The 22,095-nt window shown below is 69.5% G+C and carries 24 protein-coding genes; 6 read left to right on the top strand and 18 right to left on the bottom strand.

What is annotated here, in order from left to right:
- Positions 1-9: 9 nt before the first annotated feature.
- Together AB0P41_RS22625 and AB0P41_RS22630 are read right to left on the bottom strand one after the other, a co-directional pair.
- Positions 10-630 (bottom strand): TetR/AcrR family transcriptional regulator, encoded by a 621-nt coding sequence (locus AB0P41_RS22625; RefSeq protein WP_356710099.1) that lies wholly within the window; start codon positions 628-630, stop codon positions 10-12.
- 161 nt (positions 631-791) lie between these two features.
- A complete protein-coding gene (locus AB0P41_RS22630; RefSeq protein ID WP_365933771.1) occupies positions 792-995 on the bottom strand; it encodes a hypothetical protein in 204 nt (67 codons plus the stop codon).
- 200 nt (positions 996-1,195) lie between these two features.
- Here AB0P41_RS22630 and AB0P41_RS22635 point away from each other — a divergent pair, with 200 nt between their 5' ends.
- Positions 1,196-2,395 carry an alpha/beta hydrolase gene (locus AB0P41_RS22635; protein ID WP_365933773.1) on the top strand — a complete coding sequence of 400 codons (1,200 nt, stop codon included), beginning with the start codon at positions 1,196-1,198 and terminating at the stop codon, positions 2,393-2,395.
- A gap of 61 nt (positions 2,396-2,456) precedes the next feature.
- Here the strand turns inward: AB0P41_RS22635 and AB0P41_RS22640 are convergent, their stop codons facing one another.
- The 5 genes from AB0P41_RS22640 to AB0P41_RS22660 form a co-directional block, all read right to left on the bottom strand.
- Positions 2,457-3,812 carry a dicarboxylate/amino acid:cation symporter gene (locus tag AB0P41_RS22640; RefSeq protein WP_356709904.1) on the bottom strand — a complete coding sequence of 452 codons (1,356 nt, stop codon included), beginning with the start codon at positions 3,810-3,812 and terminating at the stop codon, positions 2,457-2,459.
- Positions 3,813-4,210: 398 nt separating this feature from the next.
- Positions 4,211-4,507, bottom strand: coding sequence for a DUF4229 domain-containing protein (locus tag AB0P41_RS22645; protein ID WP_356709906.1), 297 nt, complete (start codon positions 4,505-4,507; stop codon positions 4,211-4,213).
- Positions 4,508-4,626: 119 nt separating this feature from the next.
- Entirely contained in the window at positions 4,627-5,154 is a 528-nt protein-coding gene (locus AB0P41_RS22650; RefSeq protein ID WP_365933775.1) for a GNAT family N-acetyltransferase, read from the bottom strand.
- Positions 5,155-5,305: 151 nt separating this feature from the next.
- Positions 5,306-6,469, bottom strand: coding sequence for an aminofutalosine synthase MqnE (gene mqnE / locus AB0P41_RS22655; RefSeq protein WP_267075106.1), 1,164 nt, complete (start codon positions 6,467-6,469; stop codon positions 5,306-5,308).
- Positions 6,470-6,555: 86 nt separating this feature from the next.
- Positions 6,556-7,011, bottom strand: coding sequence for an Lrp/AsnC family transcriptional regulator (locus AB0P41_RS22660; RefSeq protein WP_104786757.1), 456 nt, complete (start codon positions 7,009-7,011; stop codon positions 6,556-6,558).
- A gap of 121 nt (positions 7,012-7,132) precedes the next feature.
- Between AB0P41_RS22660 and AB0P41_RS22665 the strand changes: the two genes are divergently transcribed.
- Positions 7,133-7,282: a hypothetical protein gene (locus AB0P41_RS22665; RefSeq protein WP_356710105.1), complete on the top strand. Its 150-nt coding sequence runs from the start codon at positions 7,133-7,135 to the stop codon at positions 7,280-7,282.
- A 31-nt stretch (positions 7,283-7,313) separates the two neighbouring features.
- Here AB0P41_RS22665 and AB0P41_RS22670 read toward each other — a convergent pair whose 3' ends face one another.
- Positions 7,314-7,979, bottom strand: coding sequence for a UbiX family flavin prenyltransferase (locus AB0P41_RS22670; protein WP_356710101.1), 666 nt, complete (start codon positions 7,977-7,979; stop codon positions 7,314-7,316).
- Between the two features lie 113 nt (positions 7,980-8,092).
- Between AB0P41_RS22670 and AB0P41_RS22675 the strand changes: the two genes are divergently transcribed.
- Positions 8,093-8,698 (top strand): rhomboid family intramembrane serine protease, encoded by a 606-nt coding sequence (locus AB0P41_RS22675; RefSeq protein ID WP_356709910.1) that lies wholly within the window; start codon positions 8,093-8,095, stop codon positions 8,696-8,698.
- 25 nt (positions 8,699-8,723) lie between these two features.
- Here AB0P41_RS22675 and mqnP read toward each other — a convergent pair whose 3' ends face one another.
- Positions 8,724-9,629, bottom strand: coding sequence for a menaquinone biosynthesis prenyltransferase MqnP (mqnP, locus tag AB0P41_RS22680; protein WP_356709912.1), 906 nt, complete (start codon positions 9,627-9,629; stop codon positions 8,724-8,726).
- Positions 9,626-11,083 carry a menaquinone biosynthesis decarboxylase gene (locus AB0P41_RS22685; protein WP_356709914.1) on the bottom strand — a complete coding sequence of 486 codons (1,458 nt, stop codon included), beginning with the start codon at positions 11,081-11,083 and terminating at the stop codon, positions 9,626-9,628. Before AB0P41_RS22685 ends, mqnP begins: the two co-directional genes overlap by 4 nt.
- A gap of 88 nt (positions 11,084-11,171) precedes the next feature.
- Here AB0P41_RS22685 and AB0P41_RS22690 point away from each other — a divergent pair, with 88 nt between their 5' ends.
- The gene (locus AB0P41_RS22690; protein WP_365933779.1) at positions 11,172-11,582 is read left to right on the top strand and encodes a PLD nuclease N-terminal domain-containing protein; all 411 of its coding nucleotides are present in this window, start codon (positions 11,172-11,174) and stop codon (positions 11,580-11,582) included.
- Between the two features lie 28 nt (positions 11,583-11,610).
- On the opposite strand, the gene AB0P41_RS22695 is transcribed toward AB0P41_RS22690, so the two are convergent.
- Complete coding sequence (locus tag AB0P41_RS22695) at positions 11,611-12,051, bottom strand: MarR family transcriptional regulator (protein ID WP_356709918.1); 441 nt, start codon at positions 12,049-12,051, stop codon at positions 11,611-11,613.
- A 167-nt stretch (positions 12,052-12,218) separates the two neighbouring features.
- Between AB0P41_RS22695 and AB0P41_RS22700 the strand changes: the two genes are divergently transcribed.
- On the top strand, positions 12,219-12,914 hold the full coding sequence (locus AB0P41_RS22700) for a type 1 glutamine amidotransferase domain-containing protein (protein WP_365933781.1): 696 nt from the start codon (positions 12,219-12,221) through the stop codon (positions 12,912-12,914).
- Entirely contained in the window at positions 12,911-14,236 is a 1,326-nt protein-coding gene (locus tag AB0P41_RS22705) for an aldehyde dehydrogenase family protein (protein ID WP_365933783.1), read from the top strand. Before AB0P41_RS22700 ends, AB0P41_RS22705 begins: the two co-directional genes overlap by 4 nt.
- A gap of 64 nt (positions 14,237-14,300) precedes the next feature.
- Here the strand turns inward: AB0P41_RS22705 and ccsB are convergent, their stop codons facing one another.
- The 7 genes from ccsB to hemL form a co-directional block, all read right to left on the bottom strand.
- Entirely contained in the window at positions 14,301-15,383 is a 1,083-nt protein-coding gene (gene ccsB / locus AB0P41_RS22710; RefSeq protein ID WP_356709925.1) for a c-type cytochrome biogenesis protein CcsB, read from the bottom strand.
- A complete protein-coding gene (locus AB0P41_RS22715; RefSeq protein WP_365933785.1) occupies positions 15,380-17,068 on the bottom strand; it encodes a cytochrome c biogenesis protein ResB in 1,689 nt (562 codons plus the stop codon). The genes ccsB and AB0P41_RS22715 overlap by 4 nt, the downstream gene beginning before the upstream one ends.
- 4 nt (positions 17,069-17,072) lie before the next feature.
- On the bottom strand, positions 17,073-17,846 hold the full coding sequence (locus tag AB0P41_RS22720) for a cytochrome c biogenesis protein CcdA (protein WP_356709929.1): 774 nt from the start codon (positions 17,844-17,846) through the stop codon (positions 17,073-17,075).
- On the bottom strand, positions 17,843-18,448 hold the full coding sequence (locus AB0P41_RS22725) for a TlpA disulfide reductase family protein (RefSeq protein ID WP_356709931.1): 606 nt from the start codon (positions 18,446-18,448) through the stop codon (positions 17,843-17,845). The genes AB0P41_RS22720 and AB0P41_RS22725 overlap by 4 nt, the downstream gene beginning before the upstream one ends.
- Positions 18,449-18,515: 67 nt before the next feature.
- On the bottom strand, positions 18,516-19,769 hold the full coding sequence (locus tag AB0P41_RS22730; protein WP_365933787.1) for a hypothetical protein: 1,254 nt from the start codon (positions 19,767-19,769) through the stop codon (positions 18,516-18,518).
- Between the two features lie 186 nt (positions 19,770-19,955).
- Complete coding sequence (locus AB0P41_RS22735) at positions 19,956-20,642, bottom strand: histidine phosphatase family protein (protein WP_356709936.1); 687 nt, start codon at positions 20,640-20,642, stop codon at positions 19,956-19,958.
- The gene (hemL, locus tag AB0P41_RS22740; RefSeq protein ID WP_356709938.1) at positions 20,639-21,946 is read right to left on the bottom strand and encodes a glutamate-1-semialdehyde 2,1-aminomutase; all 1,308 of its coding nucleotides are present in this window, start codon (positions 21,944-21,946) and stop codon (positions 20,639-20,641) included. Before hemL ends, AB0P41_RS22735 begins: the two co-directional genes overlap by 4 nt.
- Positions 21,947-22,095: the final 149 nt, after the last annotated feature.

Consider the following 22,095-nt stretch of genomic DNA (forward strand, 5'->3'; position numbering starts at 1 on the left):
CGGGCGCGCTCAGTCCCCCCGGGACTGCCAGCCGCGCCCGTGCATGAGGTTCTCCAGGCCCGCCCACGAGAAGTTCATCAGGGTGGAGGCGGCCTCCTTGGCCGAGACACCGGGCGTGGCGTTCGCCCACCCGGCCAGCGCCTCCGCCGCCCCCACCAGCGCCTGCGCGAGCCCCGCCACATCCCGGTCGGGCAGCGCGGGATCACTGTGCGCCTCACGTGCCGCCGCACCGATCAGACCCGTCACGAACGCAACGATCTCCTCACGCAGCGCCCCGACCTCGCTGACGAACGGCTCCCCGTGCGAGCTCGCCTGCTGGTGGAGCACCGCCCATCCGTCCGGGTTCTCCGCAGTGTGCGTGAAGAACCCACGGAGCCCCGACCACAGTTGCCGGTCAGCCGCAATCCCCGGCTCCACCGCCGCCTGCACGGCCTCCACCAGCGCTTTCGACTCGCGGCGGATGCACGCGGTGAAGAGCTCCTCCTTGGAATTCAGGTACAGATAGACCAAGGGCTTGGACACACCGGCCAGTTCCGCGATCTCGTCCATCGACGCGGCCCGGTAACCGCGCTGGGCGAAGGTCCGCACGGCCGCGTCCATCATCTGCTGCTCGCGCACCGCGCGCGGCATCCGTTTGCTCTTCACTGCACTCACGTCAGACGTCCCTCCCGCCCCCACTGCGCTACTCCTCGGTAAGAGTACGGCGCGGCACCGCCCGCCGTCGTACGGGCGGAACGGAGTCCGGCCACGATGGCCGGTACTCGTCCCACCGGGCCGGCGGGGGACGGCCCTCAGCCCGCGAGGAGAGGACGCCCGGAGCCCGGGGCCTGCCGCCGCTGGAGGTGGACGGCCGGCCCCTGCCGGGCGGCCGGGCGGGCGAGTGCCCGGCGCATCGCCCGGTACTGCAGACAGGAGTCGCTCAGGGCCTTACGGAGCTGGTCGACCTCTGCCGCCAGCTCCTGCTCCCGTACGGCGGTGGGGACGGGGGCCGCCACCTTCAGCCGCCCCGCCTGACAACACCACCCGGGTGCGGGGCGGTTGACCGCACCGCACCCGGGCACAGGACCGACAGCCCGGCCACGGCGGCCGGTTGTCGTCCCATACCTCCGGAGGAGCAGCGCGTACGCCCCGGGTAGCCACAGGATCACTCCAGGGTCCGATGCCCTGCCCCGCTCCGCCGCCTAACGTCCCTGGCATGACGCTGAGACTCCGCAGACGAACGGCCGTCGCCGCCCTGTCGGCCACGCTCCTGCTGACCACGCCCGTCGCCACCGCGCAGGCCCTGTCCGGGCCGGCAACGGCCGCGACCGCCGCCGACACCACGCTCGAACTGCCCCGCCCCACCGGCCGGTACACCGTCGGCACCGAGGTGCTGCACCTCACCGACCACAGCCGCACCGACCCCTGGGTGCCCGAGGCCGGGGACCGCGAGCTGATGGTGTCCCTGTACTACCCCGCCCGCCCCGGCAGGCCGGGCACCACCGCTCCGTACATGAGCACGCGGGAGGCCGAGGCCGCGCTCGCGGGCATCGGGCTGGACGAGGACGCTCCGGCCCTGGTGAGCTCGCTCGGCACCCACGCCCGCACGGCTGCGGTCACCGCCAGGGGCCGATTCCCCCTGGTGCTGCTCTCCCCCGGCTTCGGCAACCCCCGGGCGACGGTGACCTCGCTCGCGGAGGACCTGGCGAGCCGCGGTTACGTGGTGGCGAGCGTCGACCACGCCTACGAGTCCGCCGGCACCGAACTTCCCGACGGCCGGCTTCTGACCTGCGTGGCCTGCGACAAGATGGAGTCCGCGCCCAGCGAGGAAGCGCGGAAGGAGCTGGGCAGGCTCGTCTCCACCGGGCGCGCCGCGGACCTCTCCTTCGTACTGGACCGGCTGACCGGCCACCGTCCCGCCTGGAAGAGCTCCCGCGTGATCGACCCTGCGCGGGTCGCCGTGGCCGGACACTCCATCGGGGGCAGTGCGGCCGCCTCCGCGATGCTGGCCGACCCGCGCTTCGACGCGGGGATCAACATGGACGGCACGTTCCAGGAACGCGTTCCCGCGTCCGGTATCGGCGAGCGCCCCTTCATGATGCTGGGCACCGCGTCCTTCCACTCCCCCGGCGGCGAGGACGAGTCCTGGGACGAGGGCTATCAGCGCCTGGACGGCTGGAAGCGCTGGATCGGCGTCGAGGGATCCGGCCACTCCAGCTTCACGGACATACCCGTCCTGGAGGACCGGATGGGCGTGACGCTCGACCCCACGGTCACCCTTTCCACCGACCGTCAGGTCCGGATCACCCGCGACTACGTCGGCGCCTTCCTCGACCAGCACCTTCGCGGAAGGCACCAGCGCCTGCTGGACGGCCCCACACCCGGTAACCCCGAGGTCGTCTTCCAGCGCCCCTGACGCCCCCCGCCGCACACAGGAGCGCCCCCGGACACGAGTCCGGGGGCGCTCGATCTGCGGGTCACACCGTGACGGGAACGCCCTTCGTCTCCACGTCGTGCACCTCGGGCTCCTCGACCGGGGAGGCCGACGCCGAGTTGTACGCGTCGTGGTCGAGGATCTTCTCGCGGGCCGCGACGATCACCGGGACCAGAGCCTGCCCCGCGACGTTCGTGGCCGTGCGCATCATGTCCAGGATCGGGTCGATCGCGAGGAGCAGGCCCACGCCCTCCAGCGGGAGGCCCAGCGTCGACAGGGTGAGCGTCAGCATGACCGTGGCGCCGGTGAGGCCGGCGGTGGCCGCCGAGCCGATGACCGAGACGAACGCGATCAGGATGTAGTCACCGATGCCCAGCTGCACGTCGAAGATCTGCGCGATGAAGATCGCCGCCAGCGCCGGGTAGATCGCGGCGCAGCCGTCCATCTTGGTCGTGGCACCGAACGGCACGGCGAAGGAGGCGTACTCCTTCGGGACGCCGAGGCGCTCCGTGACCTGCTGGGTGACCGGCATGGTGCCGACCGAGGAGCGGGAGACGAAGGCCAGCTGGATAGCGGGCCATGCACCCTTGAAGAACTGCAGCGGGCTGACCTTGGCGACCGTGGCGAGGAGCAGCGGGTAGACGCCGAACATCACCAGGGCGCAGCCGATGTAGACGTCCGCGGTGAAGGTGGCGTACTTGCCGATCAGGTCCCAGCCGTAGTCGGCGATGGCGTAGCCGATGAGGCCGACGGTGCCGATCGGGGCGAGGCGGATGACCCACCACAGGGCCTTCTGGAGGAGCTCCAGGACCGACTCGCTGAGGGAGAGGATCGGCTTGGCCTTCTCGCCGAGCTGGAGCGCGGCGATACCGGCGACGGCGGCCATGAAGACGATCTGGAGGACGTTCAGCTCGGTGAACGGAGTGATGACGTCCGTGGGGATGATGCCGGTGAGGAAGTCCAGCCAGGAGCCGGCGTTCTCGGGCTTGGCGCCGTCCTTCGGGGTGAGGCCGGTGCCGGAGCCCGGGTTGGTGATCAGACCGATCGCGAGGCCGATGGCGACCGCGATCAGCGACGTGATCATGAACCAGAGCAGGGTGCGGGTGGCCAGCCTGGCGGCGTTGTTGACCTTGCGCAGGTTGGTGATCGACACCAGGATCGCGAAGAAGACGAGGGGCGCGACGGCCAGCTTCAGCAGCTGGACGAAGATGTGGCCGACCTGGTCGAGCGTGGTGTAGAGCCAGCTGACCTCGTAGCTGCGGGTGATCCAGCCGAGCAGGACACCGAGGACGAGGCCGGCGACTATCTGTATCCAGAACGGGATTCTGGGCAGGCGGAAGCCGGAACCGGACGGCTTGCCGGCTTCGGTCTCTGCGGTGGGCGCGGGGTTCGCGGACACGGACACACTCCAGATGTGACGCATCGGGACGTACGAGGGACAGACGTACGGTCGTGCGATCGAGCAGGGGGACGGGGGTGCGGCGCCCGCGTCAGGGGCGGCGCCGCTGCATGATGCCGGTTCAGACGTTGCGGCAACAGACCGCGGACATACAGCGGCAGAGGTCGACATGCAGGCGCGCCACGAGCGGAACGCTCGGAGCGTGGCGGAGGCGCACTGCGGTGGTCATGTCGAATACGTTAACACTGCAACTTTGAGAACCTCAAAGGTACGCTTCTTGATCATCTCGGCCGGTGCTCGCCCCCGGGCACGCGAAAGCCCCGGTACGGGAGCGGATGCTCCGGTCCGGGGCTTCGCCTGTACGGCGTGCGGTGTGAGGAACCTTACGCGGCGCCTACCTACTGGGCGACGCTGTCCTCGCGGGTGCGGTTCGCCTCGAGCCTCGCCTTGGTGCGGTCGACCGTCGAGACGAGCTGCTCGGACATCTCGTCGCGCTGCTTGCGCAGCAGGATGAAGCTCAGGGGGGCGGAGAGCAGCAGGCCGAGAAGGAGGACCCAGACGGCGTTGGAGCCTCCGACGCCGGAGGGGAGCACACCGAAGTGGACCGCGACACCGGCGACGAAGAAGCAGCCCACGAAAATCAGCAGGCGCATGGCGGTGTACCGGATCGTTGCGCTCGGCTTGGCAGCGGACACGGCTGGCCTTCTCTCTACGTCCGACGTTCCTGCGGTCGTGCAGTCTCTGCCCGACCAGTGAAGCATGCCCCGAATTCGATCAGTTCGCAGGGTTGCCCCGGCGCGGCTGCCGACCGCCCTCAGCGGAAGAGCGGGAGCAGCATGATGACGTCGTCGCGGTAGTCGTCCTCGGTGACCCGGATGGCGTTCGGGACCCGGCCCACCTCCTTGTATCCGCAGGAGGCGTAGAAGCGGTCGGCACCGGTCCCGCCTCGGCAGGTGAGCCGGATGGCGTCGATCCCGTCGAGCTCCAGGGCGGCGTCGGCCGTGGCGGTCATCAGCGCGCGCCCGAAGCCCTTGCCCTGGTGGCGGGGGTGGACCATCACGGTGTAGGCGCCGATCCAGTGCCGCATGAGCCGGTGGGTGTTGTGGGTGAGGAAGGCGGTGGCGGCCACCGTGCCGTCCTCGTCCCGCCCGACGATCAGGTGGGTCCGCCCCTCCGCCATCCCGGCGAGGTGCTTGACGAGCTCCGGCCGGACCTCCTCGTGGGTGACGGGCGGCACGAAGCCGACGGCCCCGCCCGCGTTGCTGACATCCGCCCAGAGCGCGGTGATGCCGTCCCGCAGGGTCCGGTCGAATGCGGGATCCACTTCGAATGTAAGCGCCATGTACGCAGATTAACCATTACGGCGCGGTGTCCTCAACCCGCGTCCACCACGCGGGAAAGCCCCGGCCGGGGGACGGCAGGCCGGGGCTTTCGTACAGCGGGACGCCTGGGGCACCCGCTACGGGCGCGGGGCGTCGGGCGGGCGTGGGACCTCAGACGCGCATCGGCTGGGGCGTCTCGCGCCGGTCGGCGTCCGGGCCCGGGTACTCGCGCAGGATCTCGTACCGGGTATTGCGCTCCACGGGCCGGAAGCCCGCGTCCCGGATGAGGTCGAGCAGGTCCTCGCGGCCGAGCTTGTTCGGCGTGCCGTAGTCGTCGGCGTCGTGCGTGATCTTGTACTCGACGACGGAGCCGTCCATGTCGTCCGCACCGTGCTGGAGGGCGAGCTGCGCGGTCTGCACGCCGTGCATGACCCAGAAGACCTTGACGTGCGGGACGTTGTCGAAGAGCAGCCGCGAGACCGCGAAGGTCTTGAGCGCCTCCGCGCCGGTCGCCATCGACGTCCGCGCCTGGAGGGTGTTGCGGACCTTGCCGTCCTTCATGTCCACGAAGTCGTGCTGGTAGCGCAGCGGGATGAAGACCTGGAAGCCGCCGGTCTCGTCCTGCATCTCCCGCAGCCGCAGCACGTGGTCGACGCGGTGACGGGGCTCCTCGATGTGCCCGTACAGCATCGTCGCCGGGGTCTTGAGCCCCTTCTCGTGCGCGAGACGGTGGATGCGCGACCAGTCCTCCCAGTGGGTGTTGTGGTCGACGATGTGCTGGCGGACCTCCCAGTCGAAGATCTCCGCGCCGCCGCCGGTCAGTGACTCCAGACCGGCCTCGATCAGCTCGTCGAGGATCTCGGAGGCCGAGAGCCCGGAGATCGTCTCGAAGTGGTGGATCTCCGTCGCGGTGAACGCCTTGAGCGCCACCTCCGGCAGGGCTTCCTTGAGCGCGCTGAGCGAGCGCGGGTAGTAGCGCCACGGCAGGGTGGGGTGCAGCCCGTTGACGATGTGCAGCTCGGTGAGGTTCTCGCCCTGCATCGCCTTGGCGAGACGGACGGCCTCCTCGATGCGCATCGTGTACGCGTCCTTCTCGCCCGGCTTGCGCTGGAACGAGCAGTACGCGCAGGACGCGGTGCACACGTTGGTCATGTTGAGGTGGCGGTTGACGTTGAAGTGGACGACGTCGCCGTTCTTCCTCGTACGGACCTCGTGAGCCAGCCCGCCGAGCCATGCCAGGTCGTCGGACTCGTAGAGCGCGATCCCGTCCTCGCGGGTCAGCCGCTCGCCGGCCCGGACCTTCTCCTCCAGCTCGCGCTTGAGTCCCGCGTCCACCAGTGCCCCTCTCGATTCCCAGCTGTTCCGGCAGCCCACGGTACTCCCCCGCCCTCCGGGCGGAGGCACCCCCACCACCGCTCGCGTCACTCCTCCTCGGGGAGCTCTCCGACCCGGTTCTCCCACTTGGTGGAGAGCACGACCGTCGTACGGGTCCGTGAGACCCCCCTGGTGCCGCTGAGCCGCCGGATGGTCTTCTCCAGTCCGTCCACGTCACCGACCCGCACCTTGAGCATGAACGAGTCGTCGCCCGCGATGAACCAGCAGTCCTCGATCTCGGCGAGGTCCTTCAGCCGGTGCGCGACGTCCTCGTGGTCGGCGGCGTCGGAGAGCGAGATGCCGATCAGCGCGGTGACGCCGAGACCGAGCGACGCGGCGTCGACGGTCGCGCGGTACCCGGTGATGACACCGGCGGTTTCCAGCCGGTTGATGCGGTCGGTGACGCTGGGCCCGGAGAGCCCGACGAGCCGTCCCAGCTCGGCATACGAGGCCCTGCCGTTCTCTCTGAGGGCCTGGATGAGCTGCCTGTCCACCGCGTCCATGTGACTGAAACCTTCCATTGTTCAGCAGTACCGCGAGCTTACGTGTAGAATCTAAGGCACAACAGGGTCACACCCTGCAAATCTTTCTCAGTATCCAAGAAACGCTTTCGAATCTTCAGGAGTGAACTTCACCGTGTACTCGATCGAGATGGCCTACGCCCGGATGCGCGAGCTGCAGGACCTGGCCAACCGCTCGCGTGCCCACCAGCCCGCCGCCGCCCACCGCGTCGACCGCGCCCGCGCCCCGCGCATGAGCAGGAAGAAGCGCTGACCCCAGCGGTCCGAGACCTCCCGGCCGCCCCTCAGCCACGGGAGGCGCCACCGAGCTCCCCCTCCCAACGGCGGTACAGCTGATGCGGCACGCCCGCCGCGTCCAGCACCCGCCCGGCGACGAAGTCCACCAGGTCCTGGATGTGTGTCGCCCCCGCGTAGAACGCCGGGGAGGCGGGCAGCACCACGGCGCCCGCCTCGTCGAGCGCGACCATCTGCTTGAGTGTCTGACCGCTGAGCGGCGTCTCGCGCACCGCCACGACCAGCTTCCGCCGCTCCTTGAGCGTCACGCTCGCGGCCCGCTGGAGCAGATCCTTCGAGAGCCCGAGCGCCACCCCGGCCACACACGCCGTCGACGCCGGGACGATCAGCATCCCCTTGGCCGGGTACGACCCCGAGGACGGCCCCGCCGCCAGATCGCCGGCCGCCCAGTGGCGTACGCCGTCGATGTCAGGCCGGAAGGTGTCCGGCTTCCCGTCCGCGCCCCGCGCCAGCCAGCTCCGCAGGTCCTCCTGCCAGTGGGCGTCACGGAAGGCGATCCCCGTCTCGTCCAGGAGGGTCAGCCGCGAGGCGCGGCTGACCACCAGATCGACGCTCTCCCCGGCCGCCAGCAGTCCGCGCAGCACCGAGGCCGCGAACGGCGTGCCCGATGCGCCCGACACCCCGACAATCCAAGGCGTGCGCTCCTGCTGACTCATCGAAGTCCCGGCTGTCACACCACCGAGCCTATCCGGCACCCCGCCCCAGGAACTGAGCCAGGGGCTCCGGACGTTGCAACGGATGAGGGAACAGCCATGGACAGGGGGTGACCATGACGGGAACACGCACCACCGCCACCGCACGGGCCGTCACGGCCGGCGCGGTCATGGTCGTCTGGGTCGCGCTGCTGTGGCTGCTGGAAGGCATCGACATGGCGACGGGCAATTCACTCGACAGCTACGGCGTCAGCCCGCGCGAACCCGCCGAGCTCGCCGACGTCGTCCCCTCCGCGTTCCTGCACAGCGGCTGGGAGCACGTGGCGTCCAACAGCGTTCCGCTGCTGGTCCTCGGCTTCATCGCCGCGCTCGGCGGGATACGCAGGTTCGCCGCCGTGGTGCTCGTCGTGATCGTGACGGCCGGCGTCGGAGTCTGGCTCACCGCGCCGCCGGACACGGTGACGCTCGGCGCCTCCGGCGTGGTCTTCGGCCTCTTCGGCTATCTGCTGGTCCGCGGTTTCGTTGACCGGCGCCCGCTGGACATCGTCGTCGGCGTGATCATCGCCGCGGTCTACGGCTCCCTGCTGTGGGGCGTGCTGCCGACGGACTCCGGCATCAGCTGGCAGGGCCACCTCTTCGGCCTCATGGGCGGGGTGGCGTCGGCGTTCCTCTTCCGCCGCCCCCGCCGCCCGCAGGAGCCGAAGGGCTACATCACGGTGTGAGGTCGTGAAGGCCGGGGTGCGGGGGTCAGGGCGTGAGGCCCCGCACCAGCAGATCGAGCAGCGCACAGGCGAAGAGCGCGATCCCGATGAAGCCGTTGACCGAGAAGAAGGCCCGGTTCAGCCGGGACAGGTCGTGCGGCCGCACGACCCGGTGCTCGTACACGAAGGCCACGGCGACGACCACCATGCCGATCCAGTAGAAGATCTCCGCGTCCGTCGCCAGGCCGAACCACACCAGCAGCCCGGTCGTCACCACATGGCAGACCCGTGCGCCCCAGAGGGCGGCGGGGATCCCGAAGCGTGCGGGGAAGGAGAGGACGCCGTGGGCCCGGTCCGCCTGCACGTCCTGGCAGGCGAAGATCAGGTCGAAGCCGCCGATCCAGATGCCGACGGCGAGCCCCAGGATCACCGCGTCCCACGACCAGCTCCCGGTCACCGCCAGCCAGGCGCCGATCGGCCCCATGGCCTGCGCGATCCCCAGGATCGCGTGCGGGAAGTTCGTGAACCGCTTGCCGTACGGATAGACGACCATCGGCACGACGGCGACCGGGGCCAGCACCAGACAGAGGGGGTTCAGCAGGGCGGCGGCGCCCAGGAAGACGACGAGGGCCACGAGCGCGCCGGTCCACGCGGACTTCACCGTGACGGCGCCGGTCACCAGCTCCCGGCCCTCCGTGCGCGGATTACGGGCGTCGATCTCGCGGTCGATGATCCGGTTGGCGGCCATCGCGAACGTACGCAGCCCGACCATCGCGACGGTCACGAGCAGCAGCGTGCCCCAGTGGAACTGGCCGTCCAGCTGGAACATCGCGGTCAGCGCGGCGATGTAGGCGAAGGGCAGGGCGAAGACCGAGTGCTCGATCATCACCAGCCGCAGGAACGCACGGGGCTTGCTGCGGGGCTGCGGCACGGCGGCGGCGGAGGCGCTCACAGGCCGTACTCCTTCCATCGGCGGTCGACCTTCGCCGCCGTATCCGGGTCGGACTCGACCATGGCCGGCCAGCCGCCGTCCCGGGTGTACCCCTCCTCGGGCAGCTTGCGCGTCGCGTCGATGCCCGCCTTGCCTCCCCAGAACTGCTGGTAGGAGGCGTGGTCCAGATGGTCGACCGGGCCTTCGGTGAGCAGCAGGTCACGGGCGTAGTCGGTGTTGCCGAGCGCTCGCCAGGCCACCTCGTGGAGGTCGTGGACATCACAGTCGGCGTCCACGACGACGATCAGCTTGGTCAGCGACATCATGTGCGCGCCCCAGACGGCACTCATCACCTTCTGGGCGTGCTTGGGGTACTTCTTGTCGATCGAGACGATCGCGCAGTTGTGGAAGCCGCCCGCCTCCGGCAGGTGGTAGTCCACGATGTCCGGGACGATGATCTTGAGCAGGGGCAGGAAGAACCGCTCGGTGGCCCGGCCCAGCGGACCGTCCTCGGTGGGCGGCCGGCCGACGACGATCGACTGCAGCAGCGGGCGCTTCCGCATCGTCACGCAGTCGATCTTCAGCGCGGGGAAGGGCTCCTGGGGGGTGTAGAAGCCCGTGTGGTCGCCGAAGGGCCCCTCGGGCAGCATCTCGCCCGGCTCCAGCCATCCCTCGATGACGACCTCGGCCTGCGCCGGGACCTGGAGCGGGACGGTCCTGCAGTCGACCATCTCGATCCGCTTGCCCTGGAGGAAGCCGGCGAAGAGGTACTCGTCGATGTCCCCGGGCAGCGGTGCGGTGGAGGCGTACGTGACCGCGGGGGGCGCACCGAACGCGATGGCGACGGGCAGCTTCTCACCGCGCCTGGCGGCGACCTGGTAGTGGTTGCGGCTGTCCTTGTGGATCTGCCAGTGCATTCCGATGGTGCGCTTGTCGTGGCGCTGCAGCCGGTAGAGCCCGAGGTTGCGGATCCCCGTCTCGGGGTCCTTGGTGTGGGTGAGGCCCAGGTTGAAGAAGGAGCCGCCGTCCTCGGGCCAGGTGAAGAGCGCGGGCAGCTGCTCCAGGTCCACGTCGTCGCCGGTGAGGACGACCTCCTGGACGGGGGCGCTGTCGGACTTCACCTTCTTCGGCGGCAGGTGGGTCACCGCGCCGAGCTTCCCGAAGGCCTCGCGGATCCCGACGAAGCCCTGCGGCAGTTCCGGCTTGAGGAGTCCGCCGATCTTGTCGCTGATCTCGGCGTAGGACTTCAGCCCGAGTGCTTTGAGCAGCCGCCGGTCGGTCCCGAAGACGTTCATGGCCAGGGGCATGGACGCCCCCTTGACGTTCTCGAACAGCAGCGCGGGCCCGCCCGCCTTGTTCACCCGGTCGACGATCTCGCCGACCTCCAGGTACGGGTCGACCTCGGCCTTGATGCGCTTGAGATCGCCCTCGCGCTCCAGAGCCCGGAGCAGGGAGCGAAGATCGTCGTAAGCCATAAGGACAAGTATCGGACACCCGCTACCCTGGGCCCGTCACCGGGGGCGGTCCGTGCGCCTCCCCACCTCACCTCGGGGGACCTCCACCATGCTCAGGGCCTTGATCTATCTCCTGCCGCTGGCACTGACGATCTTCGCGTTCATCGACTGCCTGAACACCCCGGAGGACGAGGCGAAGCACCTGCCGAAGGTCGCCTGGGTCTTCATCATCCTGCTGTTCTGGGTCGTCGGGCCGATCGTCTGGCTGGCCGCGGGCAGGACGCGCGCACCCGCCGGGGGCCGCGCGTACTCCCGGGGCCGCCGCTCGACGTGGGTGGCGCCCGACGACAACCCGGACTTCCTCAAGTCGCTGAAGGACGAGAAGCCGCTGAAGGACGGGGCCGGGAGCGACGAGGCGCGCCTCGACGAGCGGGAGGCCGACCTGCGCCGCCGCGAGGAGGAGCTGAAGCGCCGGGAGAGCGGTGCCGGTCCCGACGACTCGGCTCCGCCCGCCACCTGAGGGACCCCGTCCTCGTGGGTCCGTGAGGTCATGAGGACAGCAGTCGCCCCAGGCGTTCGAGCAGGGGCAGCAGCGCCGTGCGCTCCTGCGGGGTGAGGGCATCGAGCGCGCCGTGCACCACGCGCATCTCGGCGCGGATGCGGTGCGCCAGCTCGGTGCCCTCCGCCGTGCGGGAGGCCACCTTGGAGCGACGGTCGCCCGGTGCCGGGGTACGCGTCACCAGACCGCGGGTCTCCATACGGCCGATGAGACCGGTCGCGTTGGACGCGTCGCACACCAGATGACTGGCCAGCGCGCTCATGGGCATGGGCTCGTTGAGGGCGATGAGCGCCCGGGCCTGCGAGGTGCTGAGACCGTGGCGGCCGGCGACGGCGGTGAGGTCGTCGTGGTGGCCACGGACGACGACTGCGAGGGGTTCGAGCAGTTCGTCCGGAGTAGGGACGGCGCGGGGTGCGGGTTCCGTCGTCATGGTCGGTCATCCTTCGATCGGTGCGCGTGGTCCGGAGGCCCGGACGCTGTCCGCCACGCACCCACATTCATTTGACATGCTCAACTTTGACCCGTTACATGAAGGGTATTGCTTGAGCATATCAAGCTTCATCTTTCACGCGTCTCGCGTCTCGTAGGGAGCACCCCATGTCCTCCGTACTCTTCGTCCTCACCGGTGCCGACCACTGGACACTCAACGACGGCACCGCCCACCCCACCGGCTTCTGGGCGGAGGAACTCGCCGCCCCCCACCGCGTCTTCTCCCAGGCCGGCTTCGACATCACCATCGCCACCCCCGGCGGGGTCGCCCCCACGGTGGACAGCGTCAGCCTCACCGCCGAGTCCAACGGGGACCAGGACCAGGCCGACGCCGTGGCCTCGTACCTCGCCGCCATCGACGAGACGCTCCGCATCCCCGCCCGGCTCGAGGACGTCGTACCCACGTCGTACGACGTGGTCTTCTACCCCGGTGGCCACGGCCCCATGGAGGACCTGGCCGTCGACGAGACGTCCGGCCGGCTGCTGACCTCGGCGCTGGACTCCGGTACCCAGGTCGCCGTCCTGTGCCACGCCCCCGCCGCCCTGCTGCCCGCGCGCCGCGAGGACGGCAGCTGGCCCTTCGCCGGCTACCGCATGACCGGCTTCAGCAACGCCGAGGAGACCCAGGCGGGTCTGGCCGACAAGGCGCCCTGGCTGCTGGAGGACCGCCTCGTCGAGCTCGGCGCCGACTACACCGCCGCCGAGGCGTGGTCGGTGCACACCGTGCACGACCGCAACCTGCACACCGGCCAGAACCCGGCCTCCTCCGAACAGCTGGCCCGCGAAATCCTGGAGACCCTGTGAGCGCCGCCGGGACCGTCCGGGAGACGCCGGCCGATGTCGTGGCCCGGCTCCGCGGAGCCTTCCGTACCGGCCGCACCAGGGACCTCAGCTGGCGCACGGACCGGCTGACGCGACTGCGCGCCATGCTCACCGAGCGCGGTGACGACCTGGCCGACGCGCTCCGGGCCGACCTCGGCAAGAGCCGCAAGGAGGCCTACCGGACCGAGATCGACTTCACGGTCCGCGAGATCGACCACACCCTGGAGCGCCTCGCCGGCTGGCTGGAGCCCGAGCCCGCCCCCGTGCCGGCCGTCCTAGCCGGGGCCACCGCCCACACCGTGCAGGACCCGCTCGGCGTCGTCCTCGTCATCGCGCCCTGGAACTACCCGGTCCAGCTCCTGCTCGCACCGGTCGCCGGCGCGCTGGCCGCGGGCAACACCGTCGTGGCGAAGCCCAGCGAGCTGGCTCCCGCCACCTCCGCCGCGCTGGCCCGGCTGCTGCCGGAGTATCTGGACGCCGACACGCTCACCGTGGTGGAGGGCGGGGTCCCGGAGACCACCGCGCTGCTCGCCGAGCGCTTCGACCACATCTTCTACACGGGCAACGGCACGGTCGGCCGCATCGTGATGGCCGCCGCGGCCGAGCACCTCACGCCGGTGACGCTCGAACTCGGCGGCAAGTCCCCCGCGTTCGTCGACCGCGGCACGGACCTGAGGACGGTGGCCACCCGGCTGGTCTCCGGAAAGTTCCTCAACACGGGTCAGACGTGCGTCGCCCCCGACTACGTCCTGACGGACCCGGAGACCGCGCCCGCCCTCACGGACGCGCTCGCGGCGGCGGTCGAGGAACGGTTCGGTCCGGACGCCTCGGCCTCCCCGGAGTACGGCAGGATCGTCAACGAGCGCCACTTCGACCGGCTGGTGGGCCTCCTGGACTCCGGCCGCACGGTGACGGGCGGCGCCCACGACCGGGACACGAAGTACATCGCCCCGACCGTGCTGGCCGATGTCGCCCCGGACTCCCCGGTGATGCGGGAGGAGATCTTCGGCCCGGTGCTGCCGGTCCTCACCGTGGACGGCCTCGACGAGGCCATCGCGTTCATCAACGACCGGGACAAGCCCCTGGCGCTGTACGCGTTCACGGAGTCCCCGGCCGTACGGGAGCGGCTGCTGGCCGAGACCTCGTCCGGCGGGGTCGGGATGGGCCTGCCGCTGGCCCATCTGACGGTGTCGGACCTGCCGTTCGGCGGGGTCGGCGAGAGCGGGATGGGCAACTACCACGGCCGGTACTCCCTGGAGACGTTCAGCCACCGCAAGGCGGTCCTGGACACCCCGCTCGGCTGACGCCCGTACATGCCGCGAGGGCGCGACCGCACCGAAGCGGTCGCGCCCTCGCGGCTGTGCCCGGTCAGACTCCGGCGTAGGAGTGCTTGCCGGTGACGAAGATGTTCACGCCGTAGTAGTTGAAGAGCCAGCAGCCGAAGGCGACGAGCGCCAGGTAGGCGGCCTTGCGGCCCTTCCAGCCGGCTGTCGCGCGGGCGTGCAGATAGGCGGCGTACGCGACCCAGGTGATGAAGGACCAGACCTCCTTGGGGTCCCAGCCCCAGTAGCGACCCCAGGCGTCGCCCGCCCAGATCGCGCCCGCGATGATCGTGAACGTCCACAGCGGGAAGACGGCGGCGTTGATGCGGTACGAGAAGGTGTCCAGGGTCTTGGCGGCGGGGAGCCGCTCCATGACGGAGGTCGCGAACGTCCCGGGCGTGCCGCCGTTGGCGACCTTGTTCTCGTAGCTGTCGCGGAACAGGTAGAGCAGGGTGCCGACGGCGCCGAGGTAGAAGACGGCTCCGCAGATGATGGCGGTGGAGACGTGGATCCACAGCCAGTAGGAGTGCAGCGCGGGGACCAGCTGGTCGCTGTCGGTGTACAGCGTGGTGGTCGCGATCCCGAGGTCCAGCAGGACCGTGGTGACCAGCAGCAAGCCGATCCAGCGGACGTTCTTCCGCAGCGCGAGCAGGATCAGGTACGCGCCGACCGCCACGGTGGAGAAGGTGATCGAGAACTCGTACATGTTGCCCCAGGGGGCCCGCTGCACCGACAGGGCGCGCGCGACGACGCCGCCCGCCTCGACGGCGAAGGCGACGACGGTCAGGGAGACCGCGATCCGCCCCCACAGGTCGCCCTTGAAGGTGCCGCCCGCTGCCCCGGGCCCGTCCGGGACGTCACGGGTCCCCGCGGCCGAGCGTGTGACCACCTTGGGCCGTTCCAGTACGGCGGTGGAGCTGCCCTTCTGCGCGACCTGCACCTTCACCGTGGAATCGGCGGTGGCCGGTGCGCTCAGCGCGGCGGCCGTGCGGCCCACCTTGCTGCGGCTGCCGAACACCCACTCCGCGATGTGCGCGAAGAAGGCCAGGGTGTAGACGGCCATCGAGGAGTAGATCAGCGTGTTGCTGATGTTGGCCAGATTCTCGTTGGTTGCGGCGGCGAGATTCACTTCTCAGCCCCTTCGGCAGGTTCTTCGGAAGGTTGTTCGGTCTCGGCTTCGGGCGCGGTGGGCGCCACGGTGTTGAGCGCGACCGCGAGATCGGCCAGCTCCTCGGGCAGTTTCGCGGACTCGCTGCGGCCCAGGCCCGCCATCTCGACGACGGTGACACCGTCCGGTCCCTTCACGGCCCGCACCCACACGCGGCGGCGCTGGATGAAGAGCGAACCGGCGAGCCCGAGGATGGCGGCGACGGCGCCGGTGAGCGCCCAGCCGCTGGCGGGCTGGCGTGAGATCTGGAAGCTGGCCCACTCCTCGACGCTCTCGAAGGTGACCGAGCCCGCGCCGTCGGGGAGCTTCATGGTCTCGCCCGGACGCAGTCGCTTCTTGAGCTTGTCCCCGTTGCTGTCCTTGAATTCCTTCATCTTGGACGTGTCGAGCTGGTAGACGTTCTGCGGCAGCCCGGAGTCGACGCCGAGGCTGCCGTAGTAGCCGTTGAGCGCGAGGACCGGGTAGTCGAGTCCGGGGTACTGCGAGAACATCGTGCCCTGTCCGTCGCCCGCGAACGTCGGCACGAAGAATGCCTGGAAGCCCAGCTGGGTCTTCTTGCCGTCGGTTCCCTTGTAGCCGTCCATCACCTTGACCGCGCCGGTCGAGGTGACGTTGTTGTCGATGGGCAGCAGGGGCACGGCGGACCGGTAGACCTCCTTGCCCTTGCCGTCCTTGACGGAGATGACCGGCGCGTAGCCGTGGGCGTTCAGGTAGACCTTCGTACCGTCGACCTCAAGCGGTTTGTTGACCTCGATGACCTTCTTCTGCGGCTCGCCGTCGGCGCCCTCGGCGTACGTCACGCGGGCCTCGTAGGTCCTGGGCGTGCCGCGCTGCGGGCCGCTCCGCTCGTACGTGCCGACGAAGTCCTCCAGGTCGAAGCTGAAGGGGGCGAGGTCGTCCATGTCGAAGAGCGAGCCGGACTTGAAGTCGTCGTACTGGGTGATGGTGTTGGCGAAGCCGTCACCCTCGACGATCAGCTTGCCGCCCTCGGACTTGAAGAGCTGCCCGCCGGCGAACGCGACGAGCATGACGATCAGCGCGATGTGGAAGAGCAGGTTCCCGGTCTCGCGGAGGTAGCCCTTCTCCGCGGCCACCGCGTCGCCCACCGCGTGCGAGCGGAAGCGCCGCTTGCGCAGGATGCCGAGGGCGGCCTCGCGGACCTGCTCGGGTTCGGCGTCGGTGCGCCAGGTGGTGTACGCGGGCAGCCGGGTCAGCTTCTTCGGGGCGCCGGGCGGGCGGCCGCGCAGCTGGCCGACGAACTGGGCGGTGCGCGGGACGATGCAGCCGATCAGGGAGACGAACAGCAGGATGTAGATCGCGGAGAACCACACCGAGCTGTAGACGTCGAAGAACTGCAGCTTCTCGTAGACCGGCGTGACGGTGGTGTGGGCTTCCTTGAAGGTCTGCACCTTCAGTTCGTCCACGCTGTTCTGCGGGATCAGTGAGCCGGGGATCGCGCCGAGCGACAGCAGGAAGAGCAGGATCAGCGCGACCCGCATCGAGGTGAGCTGGCGCCAGAACCATCGGGCCCAGCCGATGACGCCCATCGCGGGCACGGAGGAGGCGGACTCTTCGCGCGGGGCGGTGGAGAGCTGTTCCCCGGCCGTACCGAGGTCGCGCTCGTCCGTGGTGTTCGTGTTGCTCATGGACTCAGATCCCCACAGTGAAGCCGTTGGACCAGACCTGCATCTCCTGGATGAGCGCGTCCCACGCGCCCGTCAGCAGGAGCACTCCGGTCACGATCATCATGCCGCCGCCGATCCGCATGACCCACGCGTAGTGGCGCTTGACCCAGCCGAACGCCCCGAGCGCCCGGCGGAAGGCGACCGCGGCCAGGACGAAGGGAATGCCGAGTCCGAGACAGTACGCCACGGACAGCACCGCCCCCCGGCCGGCCGTCGCCTGCGTGAAGGCGAGCGCGTTGACGGAGGCGAGTGTCGGGCCGAGGCACGGCGTCCAGCCGATCCCGAAGAGTGCGCCGAGCAGCGGTGCTCCGACCAGGCCGGTCACCGGCCGCTTGTGGATGCGGAACTCGCGCTGCGTCATCCAGGGCATGAGGCCCATGAAGAAGACGCCCATCAGGATCATCAGCACGCCGAGGACCTTGGAGAGCGTCCCGCTGTACTCCTGGAGCGTCTGGCCGAAGAAGCCGAAGAGCGCGCCGCCGGACACGAACACGACGGTGAAGCCGAGCACGAAGAGCGAGGCCCCGGCGACGGTCCTGCCGCGCCGCCGCTCGGCCAGGTCGGCGCCGCTGACCCCGGTGACGTAGCTGAGGTAGCCGGGCACCAGCGGCAGGACGCACGGCGAGAAGAACGAGACGAGACCGCCGAGCAGCGCGATGGGCAGTGCCACCACGAGGGCTCCGCTGAAGACCGTCTCGTTTCCGCCGGTGACCGCGGCCAGTCCGAGCACCGGAGTCACTTCTCCGCGACCAGCGGGTCGATCATCTCGCGCAGCTTCTCCGCGTCGAGCGCGGCGAGCGAGCGGGCCGCGAGCTTCCCGTCCCGGTCGATGACCACGGTCGACGGGATGGCCTGCGGGTTCAGCGTGCCCTTCGGGAAGCGCAGGAGCAGCTTCCCGGTCGGGTCGTAGATGCTCGGGTAGGTGACTCCGAAGTCCTTCTCGAAGCTGACCGCGAGGGACTTCTGCGGGTCCCTGGTGTTGACGCCGACGAACTGGACGCCCTGGTCCGCGGTCGCCTCCGCCACCTTCTGGAAGTGCTTGGCCTCGGCCCGGCAGGGGCCGCACCAGGATCCCCAGAAGTTCAGGACGACGACCTTGCCCTTGTAGTCGGCGACGGCGAGGTCCTTGCCGTCCAGGGTCGTGCCGTCCAGCTTCGGCGCGTCGGTGCGTTCGCCCCTGGCGACGGTGGAGATCCCTCCGCTGCCGGTGACGAAGTTCGTGTTGCCGCCGCCGCCCGCCTTGGCGCCGTCACCACTGCATGCGGACAGGGTCAGGGCACCGGCCACCGCGGTTGCGGCGAGCAGGGTGAAGCGGCGTCGGGGTACGCGGCCAGAGCTCATGTGAAAAGTTTCGCATGGCAGTTCCGGGGATCTCGGGCACCCCCCTGGATGACCGTAAAGCCCCTTGTCAAGCCTGTTTAAAGAAGGTGTTCCAGCCGCCTTCGGGGGCCTGTCCCACCTGGAGCGTACGGAGCTTCGCGAGCACCGCCGGGTCCTGTGCGTCGAGCCAGTCGACGTACTGCCGGAAGGAGACGAGGCGCACATCCGGCTTGCCCGCGATGTGTTTGAGCGCGTCCTCCACGGCGTCCATGTAGATGCCGCCGTTCCACTCCTCGAAGTGGTTTCCGATGTAGAAGGGCGCGCGGTTCGTCTCGTAGGCGCGGTCGAATCCGGCGATATACGCGTCGGTGGCCTGGGTGCGCCATCCCGGATAGCGGGAGGGCATGCCATTGGTCGAATTCTTCGACTGGTTGGCGAGGATGTTGTAGTCCATGGAGAGGACTTCGAAAGTGTGGCCGGGGAAGGGAATGCCCTGAAGCGGAAGGTCCCAGACACCCTGGCGCTTCTCGGGCCACGTCTGGGTGCCGCCCGGCGAGCTCGCGTCGTACCGCCAGCCGAGCTGCTTCGCGGTGGGGAGCAGATTGTCCTGGCCGAGCAGACAGGGGGTACGGCCCCCGACCAGTTCCTTCCGGTAGTCGAACGGCAGGGGTTCGACATCTTCCCACCCGGTGTTGGTCCGCCATTCGGTGACGAACGACACCGCCTGGTCGATCTCGCTCTGCCATTGCGCGGGCGTCCAGTTGCCCACCGATCCGGAACCGCCGCAGAAATGCCCGTTGAAATGGGTGCCGATCTCGTGTCCGTCGAGCCATGCCTGGCGGACGTACTTCAGGGTCTGCTTGACGTGGTCATCGGTGAGATAGCCGATGTCCGAGGCGCCCCGGGGGTTGTTGGGCGGGCGGTAGAGGGACTTCTTCGACTCGGGCAGCACATAGAGCCCGGAGAGGAAGAAGGTCATCGCCGCGTCGTGTTCCTTGGCGAGTTCGAGAAAGCGCGGGAAGAGTCCGTTGCCGACCTCGCCGGCTCCGTCCCAGGAGAAGATCACGAACTGCGGCGGCTTCTGGCCCGGTTCGAGCGGGACGGGGGCGGCGGGCTGATTCGGCTGCTTTCCGGTGTCCGACGTGGAGCCGTCACCGATCAGTCTCACCTGTTTTCCGGGGGCGCCTCCGCCATTCCCGTGCGTCCCTTTACCGCCGTTGGGACTCTTCTCGGGATCCGCCCGGCTGTCCGGTGATCCGGAGGAGCCGCAGCCGGCCATCGACAGTGCGGCTGCGGCTCCGAGGCCTGCCCCGAGCAGGCCCCTTCGGTTGATTTCACGCATAGCGTCCCCATCTGCGGTCGTATTACCTCAAGGCCATACAAACTGGCGATGGCTTAGATGAGGAAACCAACACGACGGTTCCACCGATAATCACAAAAGTTGTTACGTGCACAGACCCTTACAGGCACTGCACACGGCATACAGAACAGCGGGGAACGCGAGCGGCGACGCGCGCGATGCGGGCGGCTACGCCCCGAACGCCTTGGACTTCCCCTTGACCGGCTTCGCACCCGCGAGGAGGTGTGCCGGCACCAGGTCCCGGGCGGGCTCGGTGTATCCGACCGACACGATCTCGTCACCCCGGTAGGTGAAGGTCGTCAGCGAGGCCAGGGTGCACTGCCGCTTGCGCGGGTCGTGCCACAGCCTGCGCCGCTCCACGAAACTCCGCACGATCCAGATCGGCAGCTGGTGGCTCACGCAGACCGCCTCGCGCCCCCGGGCGGCGTCGCGCGCCGCGTCCAGGGCACCCATCATCCGTACGACCTGCTCGATGTACGGCTCACCCCAGGACGGCTTGAAGGGGTTCGTCAGGTGCTTCCAGTTCTCGGGCCTGCGCAGCGCACCGTCACCGACCCCGAAGGTCTTGCCCTCGAAGACGTTGGCGGCCTCGATGAGACGCCCGTCGGTCGCCAGTTCCACACCGTGCGACGTGGCGATCGGCGTGGCCGTCTCCTGGGCGCGCTCCAGCGGGGAGGCCACGACGTACGTGATGTCGCGCTTCTCCAGGTGCTCGGCCACCCGGTCGGCCATCTCGCGGCCGAGCTCGGACAGGCTGTAGCCGGCGCGGCGCCCGTAGAGAACGCCGTCCGGGTTGTGCACCTCACCGTGGCGCATCAGGTGGACGACGGTGATGTCCTTCTCGCTGCCGCTCATGCGGTGGCCTCCGATGCGGCACGGGCGGCGGCGGGCAGCGCCGCGGCGATCCGCTCGATCGCCCGCGCGTCGTGGGCGGTGGAGACGAACCAGGACTCGAAGGCGGACGGCGGCAGATAGACGCCCTGCTCCAGCATGGAGTGGAAGAACGCGGTGAAGCGGAAGGCTTCCTGCTTCTTCGCGTCCTCGTAGTCACGGACGGGCTCGTCGGTGAAGAAGACGGAGAACATGTTGCTCGCCGACGACACCGTGTGCGCGACACCCTCCTTGGTGAACGCCTCGCCGACCAGGGAGCGCAGCTCCGCCGAGACCGCGTCGACCTTCGCGTACGCCGCGTCGTCCAGCAGCCGCAGCTGGGCGAGGCCGGCGGCGGTGGCGACCGGGTTACCGGAGAGGGTGCCCGCCTGGTAGACGGGACCGGCGGGCGCCAGGTGGGCCATCACGTCGGCACGCCCGCCGAAGGCCGCGGCGGGGAAGCCGCCGCCCATGACCTTGCCGAAGGTCATCAGGTCGGGCCGCACACCGTCGATGCCGTACCACCCGGCCTTGGACGTACGGAAGCCGGTCATCACCTCGTCGGAGATGTACAGCGCGCCGTTGGCCGCGCAGATCTCCTTCAGCCCGGCGTTGAAGCCGTCGAGCGGCGGGACGACGCCCATGTTGCCCGGCGACGCCTCGGTGATCACACAGGCGATCTCACCCGGCTGCGCGGCGAACGCGGCGCGCACGGCCTCCAGGTCGTTGTACGGCAGCACGATCGTGTCGCCCGCCTGGGCGCCGGTCACGCCGGGCGTGTCGGGAAGACCGAAGGTGGCGACCCCCGAGCCGGCCGACGCCAGCAGCGCGTCGACGTGCCCGTGGTAGCACCCGGCGAACTTCACGACCTTGGCGCGCCCGGTGAATCCACGGGCGAGCCGGATCGCGGACATGGTCGCCTCGGTGCCGGACGACACCAGCCGCACCTGCTCCACGGGCTCGATCCGGGCCACGATCTCCTCGGCGAGCGCGACCTCGCCCTCCCCCGGCGTACCGAAGGAGGTACCCCGGGCCACCGCGTCCTGGACGGCCGCGATGACCTCCGGGTGCGCGTGGCCGAGGATCATCGGCCCCCATGAACACACGAGGTCGACATACTCACGGCCGTCGGCGTCGGTGAGGTACGGACCCGTACCGGACACCATGAACCGGGGCGTACCGCCCACGGCCCGGAAGGCACGCACGGGGGAGTTCACGCCGCCGGGCGTCACGAGGGACGCACGGTCGAAAAGCGTCTGTGAAACTGGGGCTTCGTATGAATACGCCACTTTGGTCCTGATCTGCGATTCGGGTTTCGGGGGGCCTGGCCGGAATTCCCGGCCGCCGGTGAGCAGGGAGCGCGCTCTCCCCGTATGAGGCTCGTACAACGAAAGGGCGTCAGTCTCCTCGCGTCTGCGAAACTGGGGCGTCATAGGGA

The sequence above is a fragment of the Streptomyces sp. NPDC079167 genome (assembly GCF_040686735.1).
Taxonomy (GTDB): domain Bacteria; phylum Actinomycetota; class Actinomycetes; order Streptomycetales; family Streptomycetaceae; genus Streptomyces.

What these genes read in the sequence shown, in the direction of transcription:
- AB0P41_RS22625 (WP_356710099.1), bottom strand. Translation starts at nt 630, where the DNA reads ATGCCGCGCGCGGTGCGCGAGCAGCAGATGATGGACGCGGCCGTGCGG.
- AB0P41_RS22635 (WP_365933773.1), top strand. Translation starts at nt 1,196, where the DNA reads ATGACGCTGAGACTCCGCAGACGAACGGCCGTCGCCGCCCTGTCGGCC.
- AB0P41_RS22650 (WP_365933775.1), bottom strand. Translation starts at nt 5,154, where the DNA reads ATGGCGCTTACATTCGAAGTGGATCCCGCATTCGACCGGACCCTGCGG.
- AB0P41_RS22660 (WP_104786757.1), bottom strand. Translation starts at nt 7,011, where the DNA reads ATGGACGCGGTGGACAGGCAGCTCATCCAGGCCCTCAGAGAGAACGGC.
- AB0P41_RS22670 (WP_356710101.1), bottom strand. Translation starts at nt 7,979, where the DNA reads ATGAGTCAGCAGGAGCGCACGCCTTGGATTGTCGGGGTGTCGGGCGCA.
- AB0P41_RS22675 (WP_356709910.1), top strand. Translation starts at nt 8,093, where the DNA reads ATGACGGGAACACGCACCACCGCCACCGCACGGGCCGTCACGGCCGGC.
- AB0P41_RS22685 (WP_356709914.1), bottom strand. Translation starts at nt 11,083, where the DNA reads ATGGCTTACGACGATCTTCGCTCCCTGCTCCGGGCTCTGGAGCGCGAG.
- AB0P41_RS22690 (WP_365933779.1), top strand. Translation starts at nt 11,172, where the DNA reads ATGCTCAGGGCCTTGATCTATCTCCTGCCGCTGGCACTGACGATCTTC.
- AB0P41_RS22695 (WP_356709918.1), bottom strand. Translation starts at nt 12,051, where the DNA reads ATGACGACGGAACCCGCACCCCGCGCCGTCCCTACTCCGGACGAACTG.
- AB0P41_RS22700 (WP_365933781.1), top strand. Translation starts at nt 12,219, where the DNA reads ATGTCCTCCGTACTCTTCGTCCTCACCGGTGCCGACCACTGGACACTC.
- AB0P41_RS22715 (WP_365933785.1), bottom strand. Translation starts at nt 17,068, where the DNA reads ATGAGCAACACGAACACCACGGACGAGCGCGACCTCGGTACGGCCGGG.
- AB0P41_RS22725 (WP_356709931.1), bottom strand. Translation starts at nt 18,448, where the DNA reads ATGAGCTCTGGCCGCGTACCCCGACGCCGCTTCACCCTGCTCGCCGCA.
- AB0P41_RS22730 (WP_365933787.1), bottom strand. Translation starts at nt 19,769, where the DNA reads ATGCGTGAAATCAACCGAAGGGGCCTGCTCGGGGCAGGCCTCGGAGCC.
- AB0P41_RS22735 (WP_356709936.1), bottom strand. Translation starts at nt 20,642, where the DNA reads ATGAGCGGCAGCGAGAAGGACATCACCGTCGTCCACCTGATGCGCCAC.